Consider the following 16,877-nt stretch of genomic DNA (forward strand, 5'->3'; position numbering starts at 1 on the left):
TATTGCTTAGATTTTTGCGCTTGTTTCTCTTGTGCTTATTTTTCTTGTGCTTAGCGCTCGAAAATACTCTGTATTCTGGTAAAAATCAGCCTGCCGGTTGGCATCCCACCAACCGGGCACCCCCAGCAATGGCAACGGGGTCAGTTGCTGATTATCAAGAAGTAACGCGCCGTTAGCAATTTGTTGCTGCAGTTTTTGGTCAACAAAACTGTAAGCATCTGTTAAAGACCATTGGCAAAAGCCGGCAGGTACATCAATAAACAGACATTTAGCGGTTAACCCCAGAAAAGGCAACGTGGCCATTTCATAAATAGCATGGCCGAAAATCAGCGGCCGGATGCCATGCCACCAGTCACTGCGCCGGGTAACAAAACTTTGCTGCCACTGATGTGTTCTCAATAGCCCGCCGTGCTGTGCCGCTGCGCTCTCCAGACAAATAATCACCCCGCACTCATCAAACAAGGTTATTTTATGGCGCAGCTTGCTGCGTTGCTGCAGGCCATGTTCTGCTATTTCTGCCATATGCAGCTGGTTTAGCAAGGCTTTGGTTGCCGGAAACAGCCCCCAGATGCAGGCGCCAAAAAAATCGTGCCAGTTATGCAACCTGGTAGGCACCTGCCTGGTGGCATAAATAAACTGCTCATAATAGCGGCCATCTTCTGCCAGGATCTCGTTGGCCACCAGCTGACAGGCGCTGTGCTCCAGCCACTGATTTAATGTTGCCAGGCTTGGCCAGTCGTTGCAGTTAGTCAGCGGATAGTGCGCTGTTAAATCCCGGAATATCGGGTTTTGCTGCAACAACCGGCCTGACCAGTGCGCCGGGGCGACAAAGCGGTTTTTCGTGTTTTTGCTACTCATCGTCTGCTGTTGTTATCCTGTCTGACTGCTTAGCGGTTTCATTTCGCGGAATTAGTTGGCCAAACCGGCAAAAAGCACTTGCAATTTTATGCTGGCATGGCACATTCAATGGGTGCGTTTAGACGTACATACTGCCAAACTAATGTGTTTATTCAAAAATAATTAATAGAGGTTATCATGTGTTCGATATTTGGGGTGCTTGACATCAGTACTGATGTTAAAGCGTTGCGCCAGCAGGCGCTGCAGTTATCTAAGTTATTACGTCATCGCGGTCCGGACTGGTCGGGCATTTGGAATGACGATAATGCCATTCTGGTACACGAGCGTCTGGCCATTGTAGATACTGAAAATGGAGCCCAACCCCTTATCAATGATAATCGAAATCACATTCTGGCAGTGAATGGCGAGATCTACAATCATAAGCAACTCGAGCAGGCGCTTGCGACGCCCTATCCATTCAAAACCAAATCAGATTGTGAGGTGATCCTGCCGCTGTATTTAGAGCATGGTGCCGATTTTATTGATCAGCTGCACGGCATGTTTGCCTTTATTTTGTATGATGCGGAGCAAAGCCGTTACCTTATTGCCCGTGACCATATTGGCATTATTCCGCTGTACTATGGCTATGACGAAAACGGCCAGTTATTTGTTGCCTCAGAATTAAAAGCGCTGGTGCCGGTATGCAAGCAAATTAAAGAATTCCCGCCAGGTCATTACTTCGACAGCAAGATTGGCGAGTTGCGCAGCTACTATAAACGCGACTGGCAGGATTATGACGCGGTAAAAGACAACCCGGCCAGCGAAGCAGAGCTTAAAGCCGCTCTGGAACACAGCGTTAAAACCCATCTGATGTCTGATGTACCTTATGGCGTGCTGTTATCGGGTGGCCTGGATTCATCGCTGATTTCTGCTATCGCCCAGCAATACGCCAAACGGCGGATAGAAGATGATGATCAGTCTGAAGCCTGGTGGCCGCGCCTGCACTCTTTTGCGGTAGGCTTACCGGGTTCGCCCGATTTAATTGCCGCGCAAAAAGTGGCTGATGCCATTGGCACCGTGCATCACACCGTGCACTTTACCGTGCAGGAAGCATTAGATGCGCTGCGCGATGTGATTTACTTCCTGGAAACCTATGATGTTACTACCATCCGGGCCTCTACCCCGATGTACCTGATGGCCCGTAAAATTAAGGCGATGGGCATTAAAATGGTGTTGTCAGGCGAAGGCTCTGACGAGCTGTTTGGTGGCTATCTGTATTTCCATAAAGCACCAAATGCCCGCGAGTTTCATGAAGAAACCCTGCGCAAGCTAGACAGATTGCATATGTTCGACTGTAACCGGGCCAACAAAGCCATGGCCGCCTGGGGCATAGAAGCACGGGTGCCATTTCTCGATAAAGAGTTTATGGACGTAGCCATGCGCTTAAACCCCCAGGCAAAAATGTGTGGTGGCGGCAAAATGGAGAAGCATATTCTGCGCCAGGCCTTTGATGGTTTATTGCCAAACGAAATTTTATGGCGCCAGAAAGAGCAGTTCTCAGACGGGGTTGGCTATAACTGGATTGACAGCTTAAAGGCCCACGCCGCCAAAGAAGTCAGCGATCAGCAAATGGCCACCGCCAGCTTCCGCTTTCCGGTTAACACGCCAGACAGTAAAGAAGCCTATTACTACCGGGTTATTTTTGAAGAGCACTTCCCACACGCCGGCGCTATCAGCTGTGTACCGGGCGGTAAATCCGTTGCCTGCTCCACCCCTGAGGCCCTGGCCTGGGATGCCAAAATGGCGGAAATGACCGATCCATCGGGCCGGGCAGTCCGTGATGTGCACTCACAAGGCTACTAAGCTAAGCGAATGCCCGTTTAAGGCCACCTAACCGTGGCCTTTTTTATTGCGGCCATGTTTAATGAGCAGCAGCAATGCTGGCAAGCTGATATTGGTATTAGCCGCATTAACTGGCACAATGCCATCAGCCTTATTTGCCTTTATTAAGAGTTCAGTTTATGCATGCTTTGCGCTTTAGCCTGATCACCAGCCTGCTGCTTGCCGGCACTGTAACCCTGGCAAATGCCAGCGACTTACACCTGCGCGGCACCTGGCTAACCGATACCGCAGCAACGCCACTGCTTGACCCGCAAAGCTCGGGCTTAACCCTGCGCCATGGTGAACTGATCCATATTGGTGATAACAGTGCTGCCCTGCCGATGCGCAATGTGCTGCTGAAAATTAACCCGGCAACCGGCCAGCTGACGGCGCCGCCGGTGCAACTTACGGTGGCTGCGCCATTAACCCAAGGCTGCTTTGGCGAATTATTAATGGGCTACCCGGACTGGGAATCCTTAAGCTGGGACCGTAAGGACGATACCAGCTTAATTACCGTAACAGAGGATTCCTCCGACTATCAGCTGAGTGCTGAGTGCGCCAGCCGCTATGCTGATACTCACTCAACGCCCTACCCGACCTTACTGGTAAAAATAACAACCGATAAAGCGCTTACTAAAGCGGAAATTGTCGCCGTACGCCCGGTTCAGTTTCCAAAAGCAGCCGAAGTGGGTAATTTTGCCAATGATGGCATTGAGGGCCTGGCCTTTGATAACAACGGTAATTTGTATCTGGCTCTGGAGAAAAACCAGGCCAATGCACCGATGATTTTTGTTACGCCCTATACCACTGATTTCTGGCAGAATGAAGAGTTTGTATCCGTCACCGACAGTGGCTTTAAGCTGCCGGTACCCGATGCTAACAATCACCCGATTAATGGTCTGGATTATCTGCCGCACCCGAACCCAGAACATCCCGGTTATTTAGTGGCCGCCGCGCGCAATGATGACCAGTTATGGCTTATTGATATCAGCCAGCAACAGGCGCCCTTTGTGCAGCAGCTGCATTTTTATGCGCCAACTTACCAGTTTGGCCTGAGCGCTGGCTGCCCGCCTTATGAAAAATTGCGCAATACCTCGATTGAGGGCGTCGCGGTTGCCGGCAACAGGCTTTATCTGATCAATGACCCCTGGCAAAGTCAGTATGCTAAAAATATTCAATGCCCGGCCAATGCTGCCAATTTTAACCAGTTTTCGCCGCTATTGTTTCAACTGCATATCGACCCGCGCTGGTTTATGCCGTCTGACCCAACAGCCAGTAAGCAACACTAGGTGGTGCTGCTGGCTTCTGCTATTATTGCTGGCTAACCAGCGCCAGCTGTTAACTGATAGCTGACAGATAACGCCAGCACTTACACAACCGTTTTGCAGGACCGCCCATGATTAACCATTTTCGCGTACTTGGAGTAAAAACCAATGCCAGCGATGACGACATTAAAAAAGCCTATAAGCGCCTGGCCAACCGCTACCACCCGGATAAACTGCTGGGGCTGAACGAAGACGAGAAAGAGCAGGCCGCCAGCCAGCTGCAACGGGTAAAACAAGCCTATGATGTGCTGTCTGATCCGAAACACAAATCGGCCTTTATTAAAGACTTTAACAACGTTATCGTCACCGACCCGGCTGCTGCCATGCAGGAGCTGTGGGATCAATACTATTAAGCCACTTGCTATTGCCAGCAGGATTTATTATTACTTTTAATATCGCTAGCTTACTACAATAGGGTTGTTACCTGATTATGGCTGCAAAACTGAATTTAACACGCATTCGCGCCCTGCAAACCGACGCCAGAGAAAATATCGAGTCATACTCGGATCCGGAAACGCCCAGGGCACTGGAGCAATACACCGCCAAAATGAAAGCGGTACTGCTGCGCGACCCCAAATTGCTGGAATCGCTTCCTGAATACCTGCCTGTGGCATTGTTCGGCCGGGTAAAGTTTCCCCCGGCCGCCAAGGTAAAATGGCAGCAATGGCTCAGCACAGGCACGGCCCCGGACTGGGATGAATTTAAAACCTCGGCGGCCTTTAACAACGCTGATCTGGAGCTGGTTAAAGCTATCCGCGCTTATTCAGAGCCGCTGCTGATTGAAAGCTGTGCCGTGCTGTTTTTAATGGCGCATGCTGACAGTATTGGCAGCACTGGCGCTACTCCTGCCGCAGATAACGACCATGACGAACAGGCAGATGATGACGAGTTTGCTGCCAATGGCTATGACAGTGATGATTATCAGGATGATGAGGATCCAGACGAGCCGGGTTACGACAACCAGTACGACGACATTCGCTTTAACAGAGAGAAACCTGAATGACCAATTTAATTGAAATTGCGGTTGCCGAAATTAAAGAACTGGCGGTAATTGAACCGAAGCAGGCCAGTAAAAAGTTTGAGCTGATTGCCAATACCATGAGCGATGAGCAGCTGGTTGAAGTGATTGAAAATATTGATATTGTCACCCTGACCCAGATGAACAGCCAGCATGACATTTCGTTTCCGTCGATTATTTCTGAGCTGATGAGCCCGGAGCGCATTCGCGATATTGTCTGTCAGCAACCGCTGTACTGGGAAGAGAAAATTAAAAATAATGCCGATGAGTTGCAGCAGCATACCTTCGATTTTCTCACTTACCTGATCCGTACTCAGGACAGCGAAGATAAACAAGCTGAGATTTTAGAGTGCATTGCTGAGGATCCGGCCGGGCTGTTTTATCTGTCCATTCCTTTTATTGAGCTGTACCGCGCTGAAGCCGTGCCTGATGACGAGGGCCTGCACGATATGCTGCATGACGAAGAAGAAGACTTAGAAGAAGCGGTGCGTTATACCGAGCGCCAGCTGAACGAAGACGCTCACGGCTTAGGCATTGACGACCCGCGCAGCCTGCTGGCCCTTATCCGGCAATTGACGCCGCAGGTAGAACAAGCCATTAAAGCCCTTATTCGCAATGAAAACTCCGGCTGGGAAGGCATTATTAATAAATTTGCCACCGAGCTGGTGATGCAGGCGAAAGAGAAAAATCAGGCCAGTGATGAATTTGCTGAAGTAGACGATATGTTTAGTTTTCTGGACTAAACCGGATATGAAAGGCCCATTAATAGGACAACACTAATGCAGTTAATGGTACGTGACGGCAGCACCGGCCCGTTTTTAAGCCAGGTTATCAATAAAGCACTGGCAACAGAGCAACTCAGTGCGTTGCAGCTGACGCAAATTAAAAGCAAAGCCGTGCTGATGAGCCTGAAATTTGCCGACAAATTTTATAATAAATACAAAATGCACCTGCTGGAGCAAGCCGCTCACGATGTGATTGGCGTGGTAAGCCTGGGCCTGCTGGAGCTGGCAGATAAAGACTCTGAGCGCGCGCTGGCGCTATTGCTGGCGCCGGAAGGCCTGGTAAAACCCTTTCAAAAAGGCTGGAACATGCTCAGTACCGTTAGCCGACATAGTGGCGCAAAATCGCTGTATGGCGAGGTAGACGCGCAATTATTGCAGCAATTGTCGAGCCCTCCCGATGCCGAAGACTGGCCCGGCTGGCAGCATTATCAGCAGGCGTTAACTGAACACCGGCGTAACCAGTCGATGCAGCTGCTGCAACAGCAGTTTTATGCCCGCAGCCACTTTGACGAATTTGAGCATTTCAGCCTGGAAGAGGTACTGGCCGAAGTGGTATTTTATCGCGCGCTAACCGGTGGCGATATGGTGCGGCAGGATTTAAAAAAGCGTTTGCTTAATATTAGCCTGCAACCGCATTGGTTTAACGACACCTTTTTTGCACTGCAAACCGAAGCGGCTCTGGCCGAGCTGCCTGCCGCTAATGCTGAGGCCATCCGCAGCGATTTAGGCCAGCACTTTGTGCCGGCGCTGCTACGCACCCTGCAATTTGCTAAAGATTATCAGACGCTGGCCCGGCAGGACGCCTCACCGGAAAAGCTCGACAGTTTTGAAGGCAAACAAGGCTTAACCAACCCGCTACTGGGCTGGCCGCAATACCTGGAGTTATAAATACACTGTAATCTTCAGCAGGTTCCAGCTAAGCTCATACTCACTGTCTACCAATATCTGTGAGCTTAATGCGAGCCTTGCTGACCCTGTGCGGCTATTTACTGGCCATCTATTGCCTGCTTTGCCTGGTGTTATATCTGCTGCAACGCCAGCTGATTTACTTCCCGGTACCAGCGCAGCTGCCACCAGCCGAGCCGCTGATTTTACCGCGGCCCAACGCAAGCTTACTGATAAGCCAGCGGCCACTGGATAGCCAGCAGGCACTATTCTATTTTGGTGGCAATGCTGAAGATGTCAGTGTTTCCCTGCCCGAGTTTGCTGCGGCCTTCCCCCGCCATGCCATTTATCTGATGCATTACCGTGGCTATGGTGGCAGCAGTGGTAAGCCATCAGAGGCAGCATTGGTTGGCGATGCGCTGGCGTTGTTTGACCAGCTGTACAGCAAACATCAGGCTATTACTGTGATAGGCCGCAGCCTTGGCTCTGGTGTGGCCGTGCAACTTGCCGCACGCCGGCCTGTCGCGCAATTGGTGCTGATCACCCCCTTTGACAGCCTGAGCGCCGTAGCCCGCCAGCAAATGCCTTATGTACCAATAAGCTGGCTGCTAAAAGACCGCTTTGAGTCACACTATTTTGCTGCAGACATTCGCTGCCCTGCACTACTGCTGGTGGCTGATCAGGATGAGATCATTAACAGCAGACGCAGCGAAGCGCTTTACCGCGCCTTTAATGCCGATACCGCCCGGCTTATGCGCTACCCGGGCAGCCATAACAGCTACCTGCCCGCCAGCCAGCTCGCAGAATGGATCCAGGCGCTACACTAAATCAGGCTGGCGTATTTCGCCTGGCCCAAAGCGCAAACAATGAAGCACTACCAAACATCAGCAGGCTGTATACGCTGGGGGCTATCGACATGGCGGAACTTTGTAAAATACCGGTGGTGATAAGCAAGGCCAAAGTGCCATTTTGCAGGCCCACTTCCAGACAAATTGTCCGGGCCTGGCGCTCTTGCTGCAACAGCCATTTACCCAGCAGATAACCCAGCAACATGGTCAGCAGGTTAAGCGTTAATGCGGCCGGTCCTGCTTTGCCGATAAAGCGCCATAAGTCATCACCTAAATCGACCGAAATGCTGATAATCAGCAACAGCAGCACAAGGATTGAGAAATTACTGATCACCGGCTCAGCAGCTTTGGCAAAGCCCGGCCATTTGGCCCGCAGCGCCATGCCCAGCAACACCGGTAGTACACTGACAATCATCAGGGTTAACCAGGTTTGCAACACTGGCAGCTGCAAGTGCGACTGGGCCCCGCCGTAAAAACCAATGGCCCAGGCGGCCAGCAGCGGTATGCTAAAAGGCGTAATAAAGCCCACCACTGCAGTTAACGATACCGACAAGCCAACATCGGCCTTGCTTAAGTAACTGTATAAATTAGACGTGGTACCGCCCGGGCACAGCGCTAAAATAAACAGCCCAATTGCCAGCTCAGCCTGTAAACCAAATAGCGCGATAACCGCTATTGCAGTTACTGGCAACACTAATAACTGGGCTAAAGCGCCTAATATAAACCCTTTTGGCGCCGCAAATACCCGGGAAAAGTCGGCCGGGCGCAGGCTCATACCTACACCGCTCATAATCAGGATCAGCGCCAGCGGCAAACCAATCTGGGTTAAAGAATTAAACATCGCCGTCCATTTTTTACTAAAAACACCACGTTACCCTAATAAGGGAGGGCTGTCAGCTTTGGGGTAACTCTGTTTTTGGCGGTGCCTTAGTCAATAATGCCGCGTCAGCTTTAGCGGCTTTCTCCCCAACCAGCACCGCGCCCCAGCGGCGCAACAGCTCAAAGCCTGCCAGGCAGGCGGCTACCGCCAGTAAAGCCCATAGCATGCCGCTAAGCCCCAATCGTTGCTGCTCAGTAAACAAGGTCCAGATAAACTGGCCAACGCACAACGTTGCCACTACCAGCAAAGTGGGTTTACGACCAATTTTCGCGACAATAAACACCCCAAGCGGTGCGCCAATTGCCACCACCGGCGCAGCCGCCAGCCAGTTTTCAAATACGCCCGGCGCCAGGCCCTGGCCTGATACCATTTTTACCACTACCCCCAGTACTGAGGTAAAGGCCATAATCACCACTGACGTTGGAATAGCAATTTTTAAATCGGCCCGGCACAGTAATACCAGCGCGGTGTAAAGCACCATATCAATACCAACACCGGTTACCGCCGCCACCGTGGCGCCCGCCAACAGACCAATCCACAGGCCCAGTTTAAAATCCCAACGCTCGTCAAAGTCAGTAATCCCACTATGGCCGGCAATTTCATTTAAGCGAAATAAATGCAGCAAGCCAAAACTGGCCCAGACGATGGCAAATACCAGCTTAATCCACAGCTCAGGAATGTAAGGGGCAATCAAGAAAATACCAAAGGGTGTGCCAATTAGCGACCCCAGCATGGCGCCTTTTAAAATGGCCCAGGCCAGCGGCTGGCGCCTGGCCAGAATAAAAATTGCCGCACTGGTCATGCCGATTGACTGAATCGCAAAGCTGAAGTCCCGCCCCAGGCTGGCCGGCAATTCAAACAACAGTACCAGCACCGGAAAGCCAACGGTACCGCCCCCCATTGGCGTCGAGCCCGCCGCATAGCTGCCAATCGCCATGGCAACAGCCATGGGCCAGTGCGCTACCGCTGTGGGCCAATAGCCCTGACCCGCCACTAAATACAGCCACACCGCATAAAAACCGGCTAACCACAGCAACCAAATCCATAATTTTTGCTTTAATGGTGGTTTTGTTGGTAAGGGTACTGTCATGCGGCACTTCCTGAGTATGTAGATGGTTTTATAACAACGTTTTTATCGCGCTGCTTAAACCATCCAGCGTTAATGGATGCATTCGTTTGGCCATCAACTGATTAATCATGTCAATGGAATAATAATGGTTCCACCACTGCTGCGGCTGCGGATTAAGCCATACTGCTTTAGGGTACTGGTTTAACAGACGCTGTAACCACACTTTGCCCGGCAATTCATTGTAGTGCTCAACACTGCCACCCGGATAGTCAATTTCATAAGGGCCCATGGTGGCATCACCGACAAAAATCAGCTTATAGTCGCTGCCATAGGTATGAATAATATCGTCTACCTTCACCTGCTCAGTGTAGCGGCGTTTATTGTCGCGCCAGACCCCTTCGTACACGCAGTTATGAAAATAGAAGAATTCCAGGTGCTTAAACTCGGTTTTTACCGCCGCAAACAATTTCTGGCATTGCTCGATATGATCGTCCATTGAGCCGCCCACATCGAAAAACACTAATAGCTTAATGGCGTTGTGTCGCTCGCGGATAAAGCGTAAATCCAGCCAGCCGGCTTGCTCTGACGTGGCCTGTATCGTACCGTGTAAATCGAGCTCAGTTTCCGCGCCGCTGCGGGCAAATTTGCGCAGTTGCTTTAGCGCCAGTTTAATACTGCGGTTATTCAGATCAACATCGGTGTCTAAGTCTTTAAACTCACGCTTATCCCACACTTTAACCGCGCGCCGCTGGCCACTGCCCTGCTGGCCAATCCGCACCCCCTCAGGGTTAAAGCCATAAGCGCCAAAAGGTGAGGTGCCGCCGGTACCAATCCATTTATTGCCACCGGCATGCTTTTTTTGCTGCTCGGCTAAACGCTCGCGCAGGGTTTGCAGCAGTTTATCCAGGCCACCCAGCGCCTGCAGTTTGGCTTTATCTTCGTCGCTTAGCTTGCGCAGTACCTCTGGCACTAACCACTCGGGCGGAATACTGGCGGCGATATCCACCTCGGCCACCCCTTGAAAATAGTCGGCAAAGGCGCGGTCGAATTTATCGTACTGGGTTTCATCTTTGACCAGACATAATCTGGCCAGCTGATAAAAGGCCTCAGTGTCGGCAAAGATAACCTGCTGCTTCAGCGCATTAATTAAATCCAGCAGTTCAGTAATACTGGTTTTTAAGCCGTATTTTCGCAGGGTAAAAAAGAAATCAATTAGCATATTCTATTGGTCATTAGCTAAACCATCAAAAGAGACGACCAGAAATTTGTTCTGGTCGGCGCAGAGTGTCTGAGCGCAGGCGCCAGCCGCAGCGAGTTGCTGCGACGAGCCAGGGCAAATATTGTGGTCGGCTCTTGTTGCACCGATATCACCGCAATATAAATTCACCAACTACCTTCCTTGCCGCTTGGCTAAAAATGCCAGCTTTTCTACCAGTGCCACATCCTGCTCGTTTTTAAGCAAGGCACCAAACATCGGCATTAAGCCGCCTTTTTGCTGTTTATCGGTCAGTACGTCGGCCGGTATATCCTCTGCCAGCAACAGCTTCAGCCAGTCTAATAACTCCGAGGTAGACGGCTTTTTCTTTAAACCTGGCAGCTCGCGCAGCTCAAAAAATATCTCCAGCGCGGTGCTTAACAACTGCTGCTGAATATTAGGGTAATGCACGGCGACAATATCCCGCAGCGTGTCGGCATCCGGGAAACGAATGTAATGAAAGAAACAACGGCGTAAAAACGCATCCGGCAGCTCTTTTTCGTTGTTTGAAGTAATAATAACAATCGGCCGGTCAATAGCGCGGATTTGCTCGCCGGTCTCGTGCACGTAAAACGCCATCTGATCCAGCTCGTGCAGTAAGTCATTCGGGAACTCAATATCGGCTTTGTCTATTTCGTCAATCAGCAGCACCGGGCGCTTTGCTGCGCTAAAAGCCTGCCATAACTTACCGGGCCTGATATAGTTGTTGATATCCTGCACTTTGTCACTGCCTAACTGGCTGTCGCGTAAGCGGGATACCGCATCATACTCGTACAGGCCATGCTGCGCCTTGGTGGTCGATTTAATATGCCACTGAATTAATTCGGTACCTAAACTGGCCGCCAGCTCTTCGGCCAGCCGGGTTTTACCGGTACCCGGCTCGCCTTTAATCAGTAATGGCTTCTCCAGGATCACCGCGGCATTTACCGCCAGTGCCAGCTCAGTTGATACGATATAATTGTCGGTGCTTTCAAATGCCATCTTGATCCTCTTCTGGCTATGCTTCAAGCTAACGTGAAATGATATAAGTTATAGCCAAACGCTACTTCACCTTTTGTACTGGTGGCGTATCCTTATAACCAAATTCTTTGTAATTGGAGCTATTAATGGCAAACGTATTTGCAGACAACACATTGTCTATCGGCCGCACCCCTTTGGTCAAATTAAACCGGACCGTTCCCGGCGGTGCTAATGTTTACGCAAAGATTGAAGCGCGTAACCCCAGCTTTAGTGTCAAGTGTCGCTTAGGTGCTGCGCTGATTTGGGATGCAGAAAAGCGTGGCGTGTTAACTGCCGACAAAGAAATTATTGAACCCACCTCAGGCAACACCGGTATTGCGCTGGCGTTTGTCGCAGCCAGCCGCGGTTACAAACTCACCCTGACCATGCCGGCCACCATGAGCCTTGAACGTCGCAAACTGTTAAAAGCGCTCGGAGCCAACCTGGTGTTGACCGAAGGCCCGAAAGGTATGAAAGGCGCAATTGAAAAAGCCAATGAAATTCTGGCGTCAGATCCAAACCGCTATGTGTTGCTGCAACAGTTTGAAAACCCGGCTAACCCACAAATTCACGTTGATACCACAGGCCCGGAAATTTTTAACGATTTAGACGGCAAAGTGGATATCTTTATTGCCGGCGTTGGCACCGGTGGTACCATTACCGGGGTAAGCCGTTATTTAAAGCAGGTTAAAAATCTGCCACTGCACAGCGTCGCCGTTGAGCCGGTAGAATCACCAGTAATTAGCCAGGCCAAAGCCGGTGAAGAATTAAAACCTGGGCCGCATAAAATTCAGGGTATTGGTGCCGGCTTTATTCCGGGTAACCTTGATTTAAGCCTGATTGATGAAGTTGAAACTGTTAGCAGTGATGATGCCATAGCCGCCACCCATCGCTTAATGCGTGAAGAAGGTATTCTGGCAGGGATCTCATCTGGTGCCGCTTTAGTGGCAGCACAGCGCCAGGCAGCCAAACCAGAAAACGCCGGTAAAAATATTGTGGTGATTCTGGCCAGCGCCGCAGAACGTTATTTATCCAGCCCCTTGTTTGCTAACATCTTTACCGAGCAGGAACTGCAGCCTTAAGCATGCTGTTGTCAGTTTTAAGGCCGCATTTTGCGGCCTTTTTGCTTTACAGCTGGCCAAAAAGCTTCCACACTGCTTACTTAACTGGTTACTAAGGTACGCTGCTGATGAAATTAATCCTGCCGTTAATCCTGAGCTTGTTGCTGCTGGGCGCTTGCGGTGAAAGACCAAAAAGCAACGTACACTGGGGTACTCCCGAGCATATCGCCACTGAATTTTTTCATGCGCTGTACAATGAAAAAGACCTGGACAAAGCCAAAAGCCTCAGCACCGAGGAGTTTGCTGCCTTGCTGGCATCTTATGTTACCGCCCGTCAGGCCGCCCGAACCTTACTGAACATGTCATATGATGAAGTCACCATTGAAGTAAACCGCAGTGGCCAGAACCTGCGCCAGCAATATGATAATGATGCCGATGTTACTCTGGTATTCAGTGGCCAGCTCGATGGCCGCCAGGTTGATAATCTGCGTACAGTCAGTATGGTAAAACAAAGTGGCAAATGGCTGGTAAAAACCGTTAAAAACGACCGTTTTAGTAATACTGCCACCTTCTAGTAACAGATGCGGCTTAGTATAGCCGCCTGCGTTATACTATTTTTTAGCAAAAAAACTATGCAGTTGTTGCTGACAGGCATCGGCTTGTAATAGCTCACTGAATATTTCCAGCTCGGTAGCGATGGTTTTCTCTGCTTTACGCTTAATTTTGCCCCGCATTAATGCCTTGCTCTGCTGCACTGCTTCAGCTGGGAGTTTTGCCAGCTGTAGCGCCTTGTCAGCGGCAAAAGCCAGTAAAGCGTCGCTGGCCACCTGCTGATTCACCAGCCCCATCGCCTCTGCTTTATCTGTATCAAAAGCGTCACCCAGCAATAAATATTGCGCAGCACGCTGATAACCAACCAATTGCGGCAACAGTAAACTGGAGGCCGCTTCCGGACATAAACCTAACTGGCTAAAAGGCATTTGAAACCGACAGCCAGGTGCCGCATACACTAAATCGCAATGTAACAGTGCCGTAGTGCCAATACCGATAGCCAGCCCCGCTACGGCAGCCACTATCGGCTTACTAAAGGCATTTAGCTGGTATAAAAATGCCACCGTCGGATGATTTGCATCCAGCGGCCCGGCACTGAGAAAATCCTGTAAATCGTTGCCACTGGAAAAACAGCTGGCAGAGCCCTGCAATACTACGACTTTTATTGCCGGATCGCGTTCTGCCTGCTGCAATGCAGTGGTTAGCTGGCGGTACATCGCCAGACTTAATGCATTTTTTTTATCTGGCCGCTGCAAGCTCAGGGTTAATACGCCCGCCGCATTCTGGCTAATGTCTACACTCATTTATTCTGCTCTTCTTAGTTTCGTCATAACTGACGTTAATGACCTGCTGCAGTGCCTTCGCGCCGGGGATCGGCGACACCTTGTAAAGTATCAGTGCTGACTTCGATGGCGTGAATACCCGAATTTAAATCCTGCAGCCGCACCTGATAACCCATGGCCTCTAACAGTGGTTTAAGTTCAGTCAGGGCTGTGCCCGACTCCAGCGCCAGATAATCGTTACGATGGGTAAAACGTGGTAAATTTACCGCCTGCTCTAAATTCAACTGCCAGTCGAGTACCGCTACCAGATTTTGCGCCACGTAATTAATAATCCGGCTGCCACCTGGTGAACCGGTTAATAACTTCAGGCTATTGTCGTGATTAAATACCATCATCGGTGCCATAGAACTGCGTGGCCGCTTATTGCCCTCAACCCGGTTAGCCACCAGTTTGCCGTTATGCTTTGCCGCCAAACTAAAATCCGTCAGCTGATTATTCAGCAGGTAACCATTTACCATTAAACCAGAGCCGAACACATTTTCTATACTAGTGGTCATACTAACGCCATTACCATACTGGTCCACCACCGATAAATGGCTGGTATTTTCAAACTCTATTGCCGGCGCATCGGCCAGCGGCACAGCCCCGTCAGGTTGGCCCGCCACTGCCGTCGTTAAATTTTGCCCGGGCTTAATCAACTTAGCCCTGGCAGTTAAGTATGCCGGGTCCAGTAAACCCGCTACCGGTACCGGACTAAAATCAGCATCTGCCAGATAGCGTTCACGATCAGCAAAAGCCAACCGGGCGGCCTGACTGATTAAATGCACGGCCTCAACCGAATCGGGTGCTAATTTATCCAGCTCAAAGCCAGATAACATCCCTAAAATCTGCAGTACCGCTATGCCACCAGAGCTGGGCGGCGCCATGCCACAGACCTGATATTGCCGGTAGGCCTGGCACAAAACGTCGCGCTCCACTGCCCGGTAATTTGCCAGGTCTTCCAGGCTTAACTGACCGGGGTTCGTCGCCGCCTGACGCACTGCTGTTACCAGCGCCTCGGCATTTGCTCCCTGATAAAAAGCACTGATGCCCTCTTTGGCGATAGCACGCAGTAGCCGGGCATACTCAGGGTTAGTGATCTGCTGGCCCGCCTGCAGCGGCTGGCCAGCAGGGTAAAAATAGGCATTGGCCGGCGCCAGGGTTTTCAGCCCTTCATTCCAGCCCATTGCCAGGTGCCTGGCCATCCGCGGTGTTACCACAAAGCCTTGCTCAGCGGCGCTAATTGTATCGTCAAATAATGCCGGCCATGGCAATCGGCCATATTGCTGATGCGCCAGCGCCATGGCGTGCAATACGCCGGGCACCCCAACCGACTTACCGCCGACATAAGCTATGCGCCAATCCAGCGTGCTGCCATTATCGGTAAATAATTCGCTGTTCGCTGCAGCCGGCGCCGTTTCGCGGCCATCAAAACTGGTTAAACGCTGGCCAAGGTTGTCCCAATGCAGAATAAAGGCGCCGCCACCAATACCTGAACTTTGCGGCTCTACCAGGCCAAGCATCAGCTGAGTTGCAATAGCGGCATCAATAGCACTGCCGCCTTTGGCCAGCATCCGCTGACCAGCCGCAACAGCCAGTGGATGCGCTGCCGCTACCATCGCATGTTTGCTTTGCACTAACTGCTGTTGCGTTAAACCCGTTGCCGCTTCCGGCTCGCGAATTTCCTGCTGAACTGGCGCAGCAGCATTGGCACTATGGCTCGCCAGCAACAGGCTGACAGCAGATAGCAACAGATAACAGGGTTTCATAAGTCACTCTCGTTACAAGCAGCTTTACACCCTAACCAGAAGCATGGGTCAAATCAAGCATGATTAGCCAGTTTTCACTGCGCCTGAACGAAATAGCGCTTGATATTGACGTCATTTTAGTTTGGGATACCGCTACATATTTGGCAACCGTTTAACGACAGGCGTAAATGCTGGCTTTATTTAGCACCAAACCGGGTTATCTCTCCTATTACGTAGTACTTTTGCTGGCAATATTGTTGTTTATGTTGCCAGATGCAGCGCAGCAACTGTTAGCTTATCAGCGCCAACCGCTGGCTGATGGTGAACTCTGGCGTTTGCTCAGTGGCCATTTGCTGCATTCTAATTTTTACCATTTGCTGCTCAATGCTGGTGGTTTGCTGATCATAATGCTGCTGCACGGCAATTATCAGCGGCAGCTGCACCTGATCTGGCAATTACTGTTCCATGCGTTATGGATAAGCGGCCTGCTATATTGGTTGCAGCCTCAGGTACAGCAATATGTCGGACTATCCGGCGTATTGCACGGTTTGCTGTTCTTTGGGGCGCTGCTGGATATTAAAACCGGCAAAACCGGCGGTGTGTTATTAACGCTGGGGATCCTGGCCAAGATAGGCTACGAGCAATATCAGGGCCCGGATGCAGAGCTGGGTCAGCTTATCAATGCCACCGTAGCTATCGATGCCCATCTCTATGGCGTAATCAGCGGAGCGGTATTATTTGCTTTGCTGTATCTGAAATACGTTTGGGGTAAAACAACCATACGCAAAGGCGGCAGTACCGACGCTGACCAGCCAGACCATGATTAATTGTTATTGCAATTCATCCGTAACCTCGTTAGCGTAATAAAATTCAGCCAGTAGTATGCGGTCATTTTCTTGTTAATAAGAGATAT

17 protein-coding genes are annotated in these 16,877 nt (G+C 50.7%); 10 read left to right on the forward strand and 7 right to left on the reverse strand.

The window, feature by feature from the left end; all coding sequences use genetic code 11:
- Positions 1-6 precede the first annotated feature (6 nt).
- A complete protein-coding gene (locus WG68_RS10955; protein ID WP_046557738.1) occupies positions 7-858 on the reverse strand; it encodes a DUF3025 domain-containing protein in 852 nt (283 codons plus the stop codon).
- A gap of 177 nt (positions 859-1,035) precedes the next feature.
- On the opposite strand from WG68_RS10955, the gene asnB reads away from it, so the two are divergent.
- The 7 genes from asnB (at position 1,036) to WG68_RS10990 (ending at position 7,558) form a co-directional block, all read left to right on the forward strand.
- Positions 1,036-2,700, forward strand: coding sequence for an asparagine synthase B (asnB, locus tag WG68_RS10960; protein WP_046557739.1), 1,665 nt, complete (start codon positions 1,036-1,038; stop codon positions 2,698-2,700).
- A gap of 158 nt (positions 2,701-2,858) precedes the next feature.
- Positions 2,859-4,007 (forward strand): hypothetical protein, encoded by a 1,149-nt coding sequence (locus WG68_RS10965; protein WP_046557740.1) that lies wholly within the window; start codon positions 2,859-2,861, stop codon positions 4,005-4,007.
- Between the two features lie 107 nt (positions 4,008-4,114).
- Complete coding sequence (gene atcJ / locus WG68_RS10970) at positions 4,115-4,396, forward strand: cold adaptation protein ActJcold adaptation protein ActJ (protein WP_046557741.1); 282 nt, start codon at positions 4,115-4,117, stop codon at positions 4,394-4,396.
- A 77-nt stretch (positions 4,397-4,473) separates the two neighbouring features.
- Positions 4,474-5,046 (forward strand): cold adaptation protein AtcA, encoded by a 573-nt coding sequence (atcA, locus tag WG68_RS10975; RefSeq protein ID WP_046557742.1) that lies wholly within the window; start codon positions 4,474-4,476, stop codon positions 5,044-5,046.
- Positions 5,043-5,804 (forward strand): cold adaptation protein AtcB, encoded by a 762-nt coding sequence (atcB, locus tag WG68_RS10980; protein WP_046557743.1) that lies wholly within the window; start codon positions 5,043-5,045, stop codon positions 5,802-5,804. The genes atcA and atcB overlap by 4 nt, the downstream gene beginning before the upstream one ends.
- A 36-nt stretch (positions 5,805-5,840) precedes the next feature.
- A complete protein-coding gene (gene atcC, locus WG68_RS10985; protein ID WP_046557744.1) occupies positions 5,841-6,734 on the forward strand; it encodes a cold adaptation protein AtcC in 894 nt (297 codons plus the stop codon).
- 68 nt (positions 6,735-6,802) lie between these two features.
- The gene (locus WG68_RS10990; RefSeq protein WP_046557853.1) at positions 6,803-7,558 is read left to right on the forward strand and encodes an alpha/beta hydrolase; all 756 of its coding nucleotides are present in this window, start codon (positions 6,803-6,805) and stop codon (positions 7,556-7,558) included.
- A 1-nt stretch (position 7,559) separates the two neighbouring features.
- On the opposite strand, the gene WG68_RS10995 is transcribed toward WG68_RS10990, so the two are convergent.
- The 4 genes from WG68_RS10995 to WG68_RS11010 form a co-directional block, all read right to left on the reverse strand.
- Complete coding sequence (locus WG68_RS10995; protein WP_046557745.1) at positions 7,560-8,420, reverse strand: bile acid:sodium symporter family protein; 861 nt, start codon at positions 8,418-8,420, stop codon at positions 7,560-7,562.
- A 52-nt stretch (positions 8,421-8,472) separates the two neighbouring features.
- Positions 8,473-9,549: a sulfite exporter TauE/SafE family protein gene (locus tag WG68_RS11000; protein WP_046557746.1), complete on the reverse strand. Its 1,077-nt coding sequence runs from the start codon at positions 9,547-9,549 to the stop codon at positions 8,473-8,475.
- Positions 9,550-9,577: 28 nt separating this feature from the next.
- Positions 9,578-10,747, reverse strand: a complete 1,170-nt coding sequence (locus WG68_RS11005; RefSeq protein ID WP_046557747.1) for a vWA domain-containing protein — start codon at positions 10,745-10,747, stop codon at positions 9,578-9,580.
- 171 nt (positions 10,748-10,918) lie between these two features.
- Entirely contained in the window at positions 10,919-11,764 is an 846-nt protein-coding gene (locus tag WG68_RS11010) for an AAA family ATPase (RefSeq protein ID WP_046557748.1), read from the reverse strand.
- Between the two features lie 125 nt (positions 11,765-11,889).
- Here WG68_RS11010 and cysK point away from each other — a divergent pair, with 125 nt between their 5' ends.
- Both cysK and WG68_RS11020 read left to right on the forward strand, forming a co-directional pair.
- Positions 11,890-12,864: a cysteine synthase A gene (gene cysK / locus WG68_RS11015; RefSeq protein WP_046557749.1), complete on the forward strand. Its 975-nt coding sequence runs from the start codon at positions 11,890-11,892 to the stop codon at positions 12,862-12,864.
- 107 nt (positions 12,865-12,971) lie between these two features.
- Positions 12,972-13,418: a hypothetical protein gene (locus WG68_RS11020; protein ID WP_046557750.1), complete on the forward strand. Its 447-nt coding sequence runs from the start codon at positions 12,972-12,974 to the stop codon at positions 13,416-13,418.
- A 36-nt stretch (positions 13,419-13,454) separates the two neighbouring features.
- Here WG68_RS11020 and WG68_RS11025 read toward each other — a convergent pair whose 3' ends face one another.
- A complete protein-coding gene (locus tag WG68_RS11025) occupies positions 13,455-14,198 on the reverse strand; it encodes an enoyl-CoA hydratase-related protein (RefSeq protein WP_046557751.1) in 744 nt (247 codons plus the stop codon).
- A 35-nt stretch (positions 14,199-14,233) separates the two neighbouring features.
- Positions 14,234-15,985, reverse strand: a complete 1,752-nt coding sequence (ggt, locus tag WG68_RS11030; RefSeq protein WP_083981865.1) for a gamma-glutamyltransferase — start codon at positions 15,983-15,985, stop codon at positions 14,234-14,236.
- A gap of 167 nt (positions 15,986-16,152) precedes the next feature.
- Here ggt and rrtA point away from each other — a divergent pair, with 167 nt between their 5' ends.
- Positions 16,153-16,791 (forward strand): rhombosortase, encoded by a 639-nt coding sequence (gene rrtA / locus WG68_RS11035; protein ID WP_046557752.1) that lies wholly within the window; start codon positions 16,153-16,155, stop codon positions 16,789-16,791.
- Positions 16,792-16,877 lie beyond the last annotated feature (86 nt).

Origin of the sequence: Arsukibacterium ikkense, assembly GCF_000987775.1 — a bacterium.
In the GTDB taxonomy this organism is placed as follows: Bacteria; Pseudomonadota; Gammaproteobacteria; order Enterobacterales; family Alteromonadaceae; genus Alishewanella; species Alishewanella ikkense.

Coding starts and splice junctions, on each gene's coding strand:
- asnB (WP_046557739.1), top strand. CDS start 1,036: ATGTGTTCGATATTTGGGGTGCTTGACATCAGTACTGATGTTAAAGCG.
- WG68_RS10995 (WP_046557745.1), bottom strand. CDS start 8,420: ATGTTTAATTCTTTAACCCAGATTGGTTTGCCGCTGGCGCTGATCCTG.
- atcJ (WP_046557741.1), top strand. CDS start 4,115: ATGATTAACCATTTTCGCGTACTTGGAGTAAAAACCAATGCCAGCGAT.
- rrtA (WP_046557752.1), top strand. CDS start 16,153: ATGCTGGCTTTATTTAGCACCAAACCGGGTTATCTCTCCTATTACGTA.
- atcB (WP_046557743.1), top strand. CDS start 5,043: ATGACCAATTTAATTGAAATTGCGGTTGCCGAAATTAAAGAACTGGCG.
- WG68_RS11010 (WP_046557748.1), bottom strand. CDS start 11,764: ATGGCATTTGAAAGCACCGACAATTATATCGTATCAACTGAGCTGGCA.
- WG68_RS10990 (WP_046557853.1), top strand. CDS start 6,803: ATGCGAGCCTTGCTGACCCTGTGCGGCTATTTACTGGCCATCTATTGC.
- atcC (WP_046557744.1), top strand. CDS start 5,841: ATGCAGTTAATGGTACGTGACGGCAGCACCGGCCCGTTTTTAAGCCAG.
- WG68_RS11005 (WP_046557747.1), bottom strand. CDS start 10,747: ATGCTAATTGATTTCTTTTTTACCCTGCGAAAATACGGCTTAAAAACC.
- WG68_RS10965 (WP_046557740.1), top strand. CDS start 2,859: ATGCATGCTTTGCGCTTTAGCCTGATCACCAGCCTGCTGCTTGCCGGC.
- atcA (WP_046557742.1), top strand. CDS start 4,474: ATGGCTGCAAAACTGAATTTAACACGCATTCGCGCCCTGCAAACCGAC.
- cysK (WP_046557749.1), top strand. CDS start 11,890: ATGGCAAACGTATTTGCAGACAACACATTGTCTATCGGCCGCACCCCT.
- WG68_RS11020 (WP_046557750.1), top strand. CDS start 12,972: ATGAAATTAATCCTGCCGTTAATCCTGAGCTTGTTGCTGCTGGGCGCT.
- WG68_RS11000 (WP_046557746.1), bottom strand. CDS start 9,549: ATGACAGTACCCTTACCAACAAAACCACCATTAAAGCAAAAATTATGG.
- ggt (WP_083981865.1), bottom strand. CDS start 15,985: ATGAAACCCTGTTATCTGTTGCTATCTGCTGTCAGCCTGTTGCTGGCG.
- WG68_RS10955 (WP_046557738.1), bottom strand. CDS start 858: ATGAGTAGCAAAAACACGAAAAACCGCTTTGTCGCCCCGGCGCACTGG.
- WG68_RS11025 (WP_046557751.1), bottom strand. CDS start 14,198: ATGAGTGTAGACATTAGCCAGAATGCGGCGGGCGTATTAACCCTGAGC.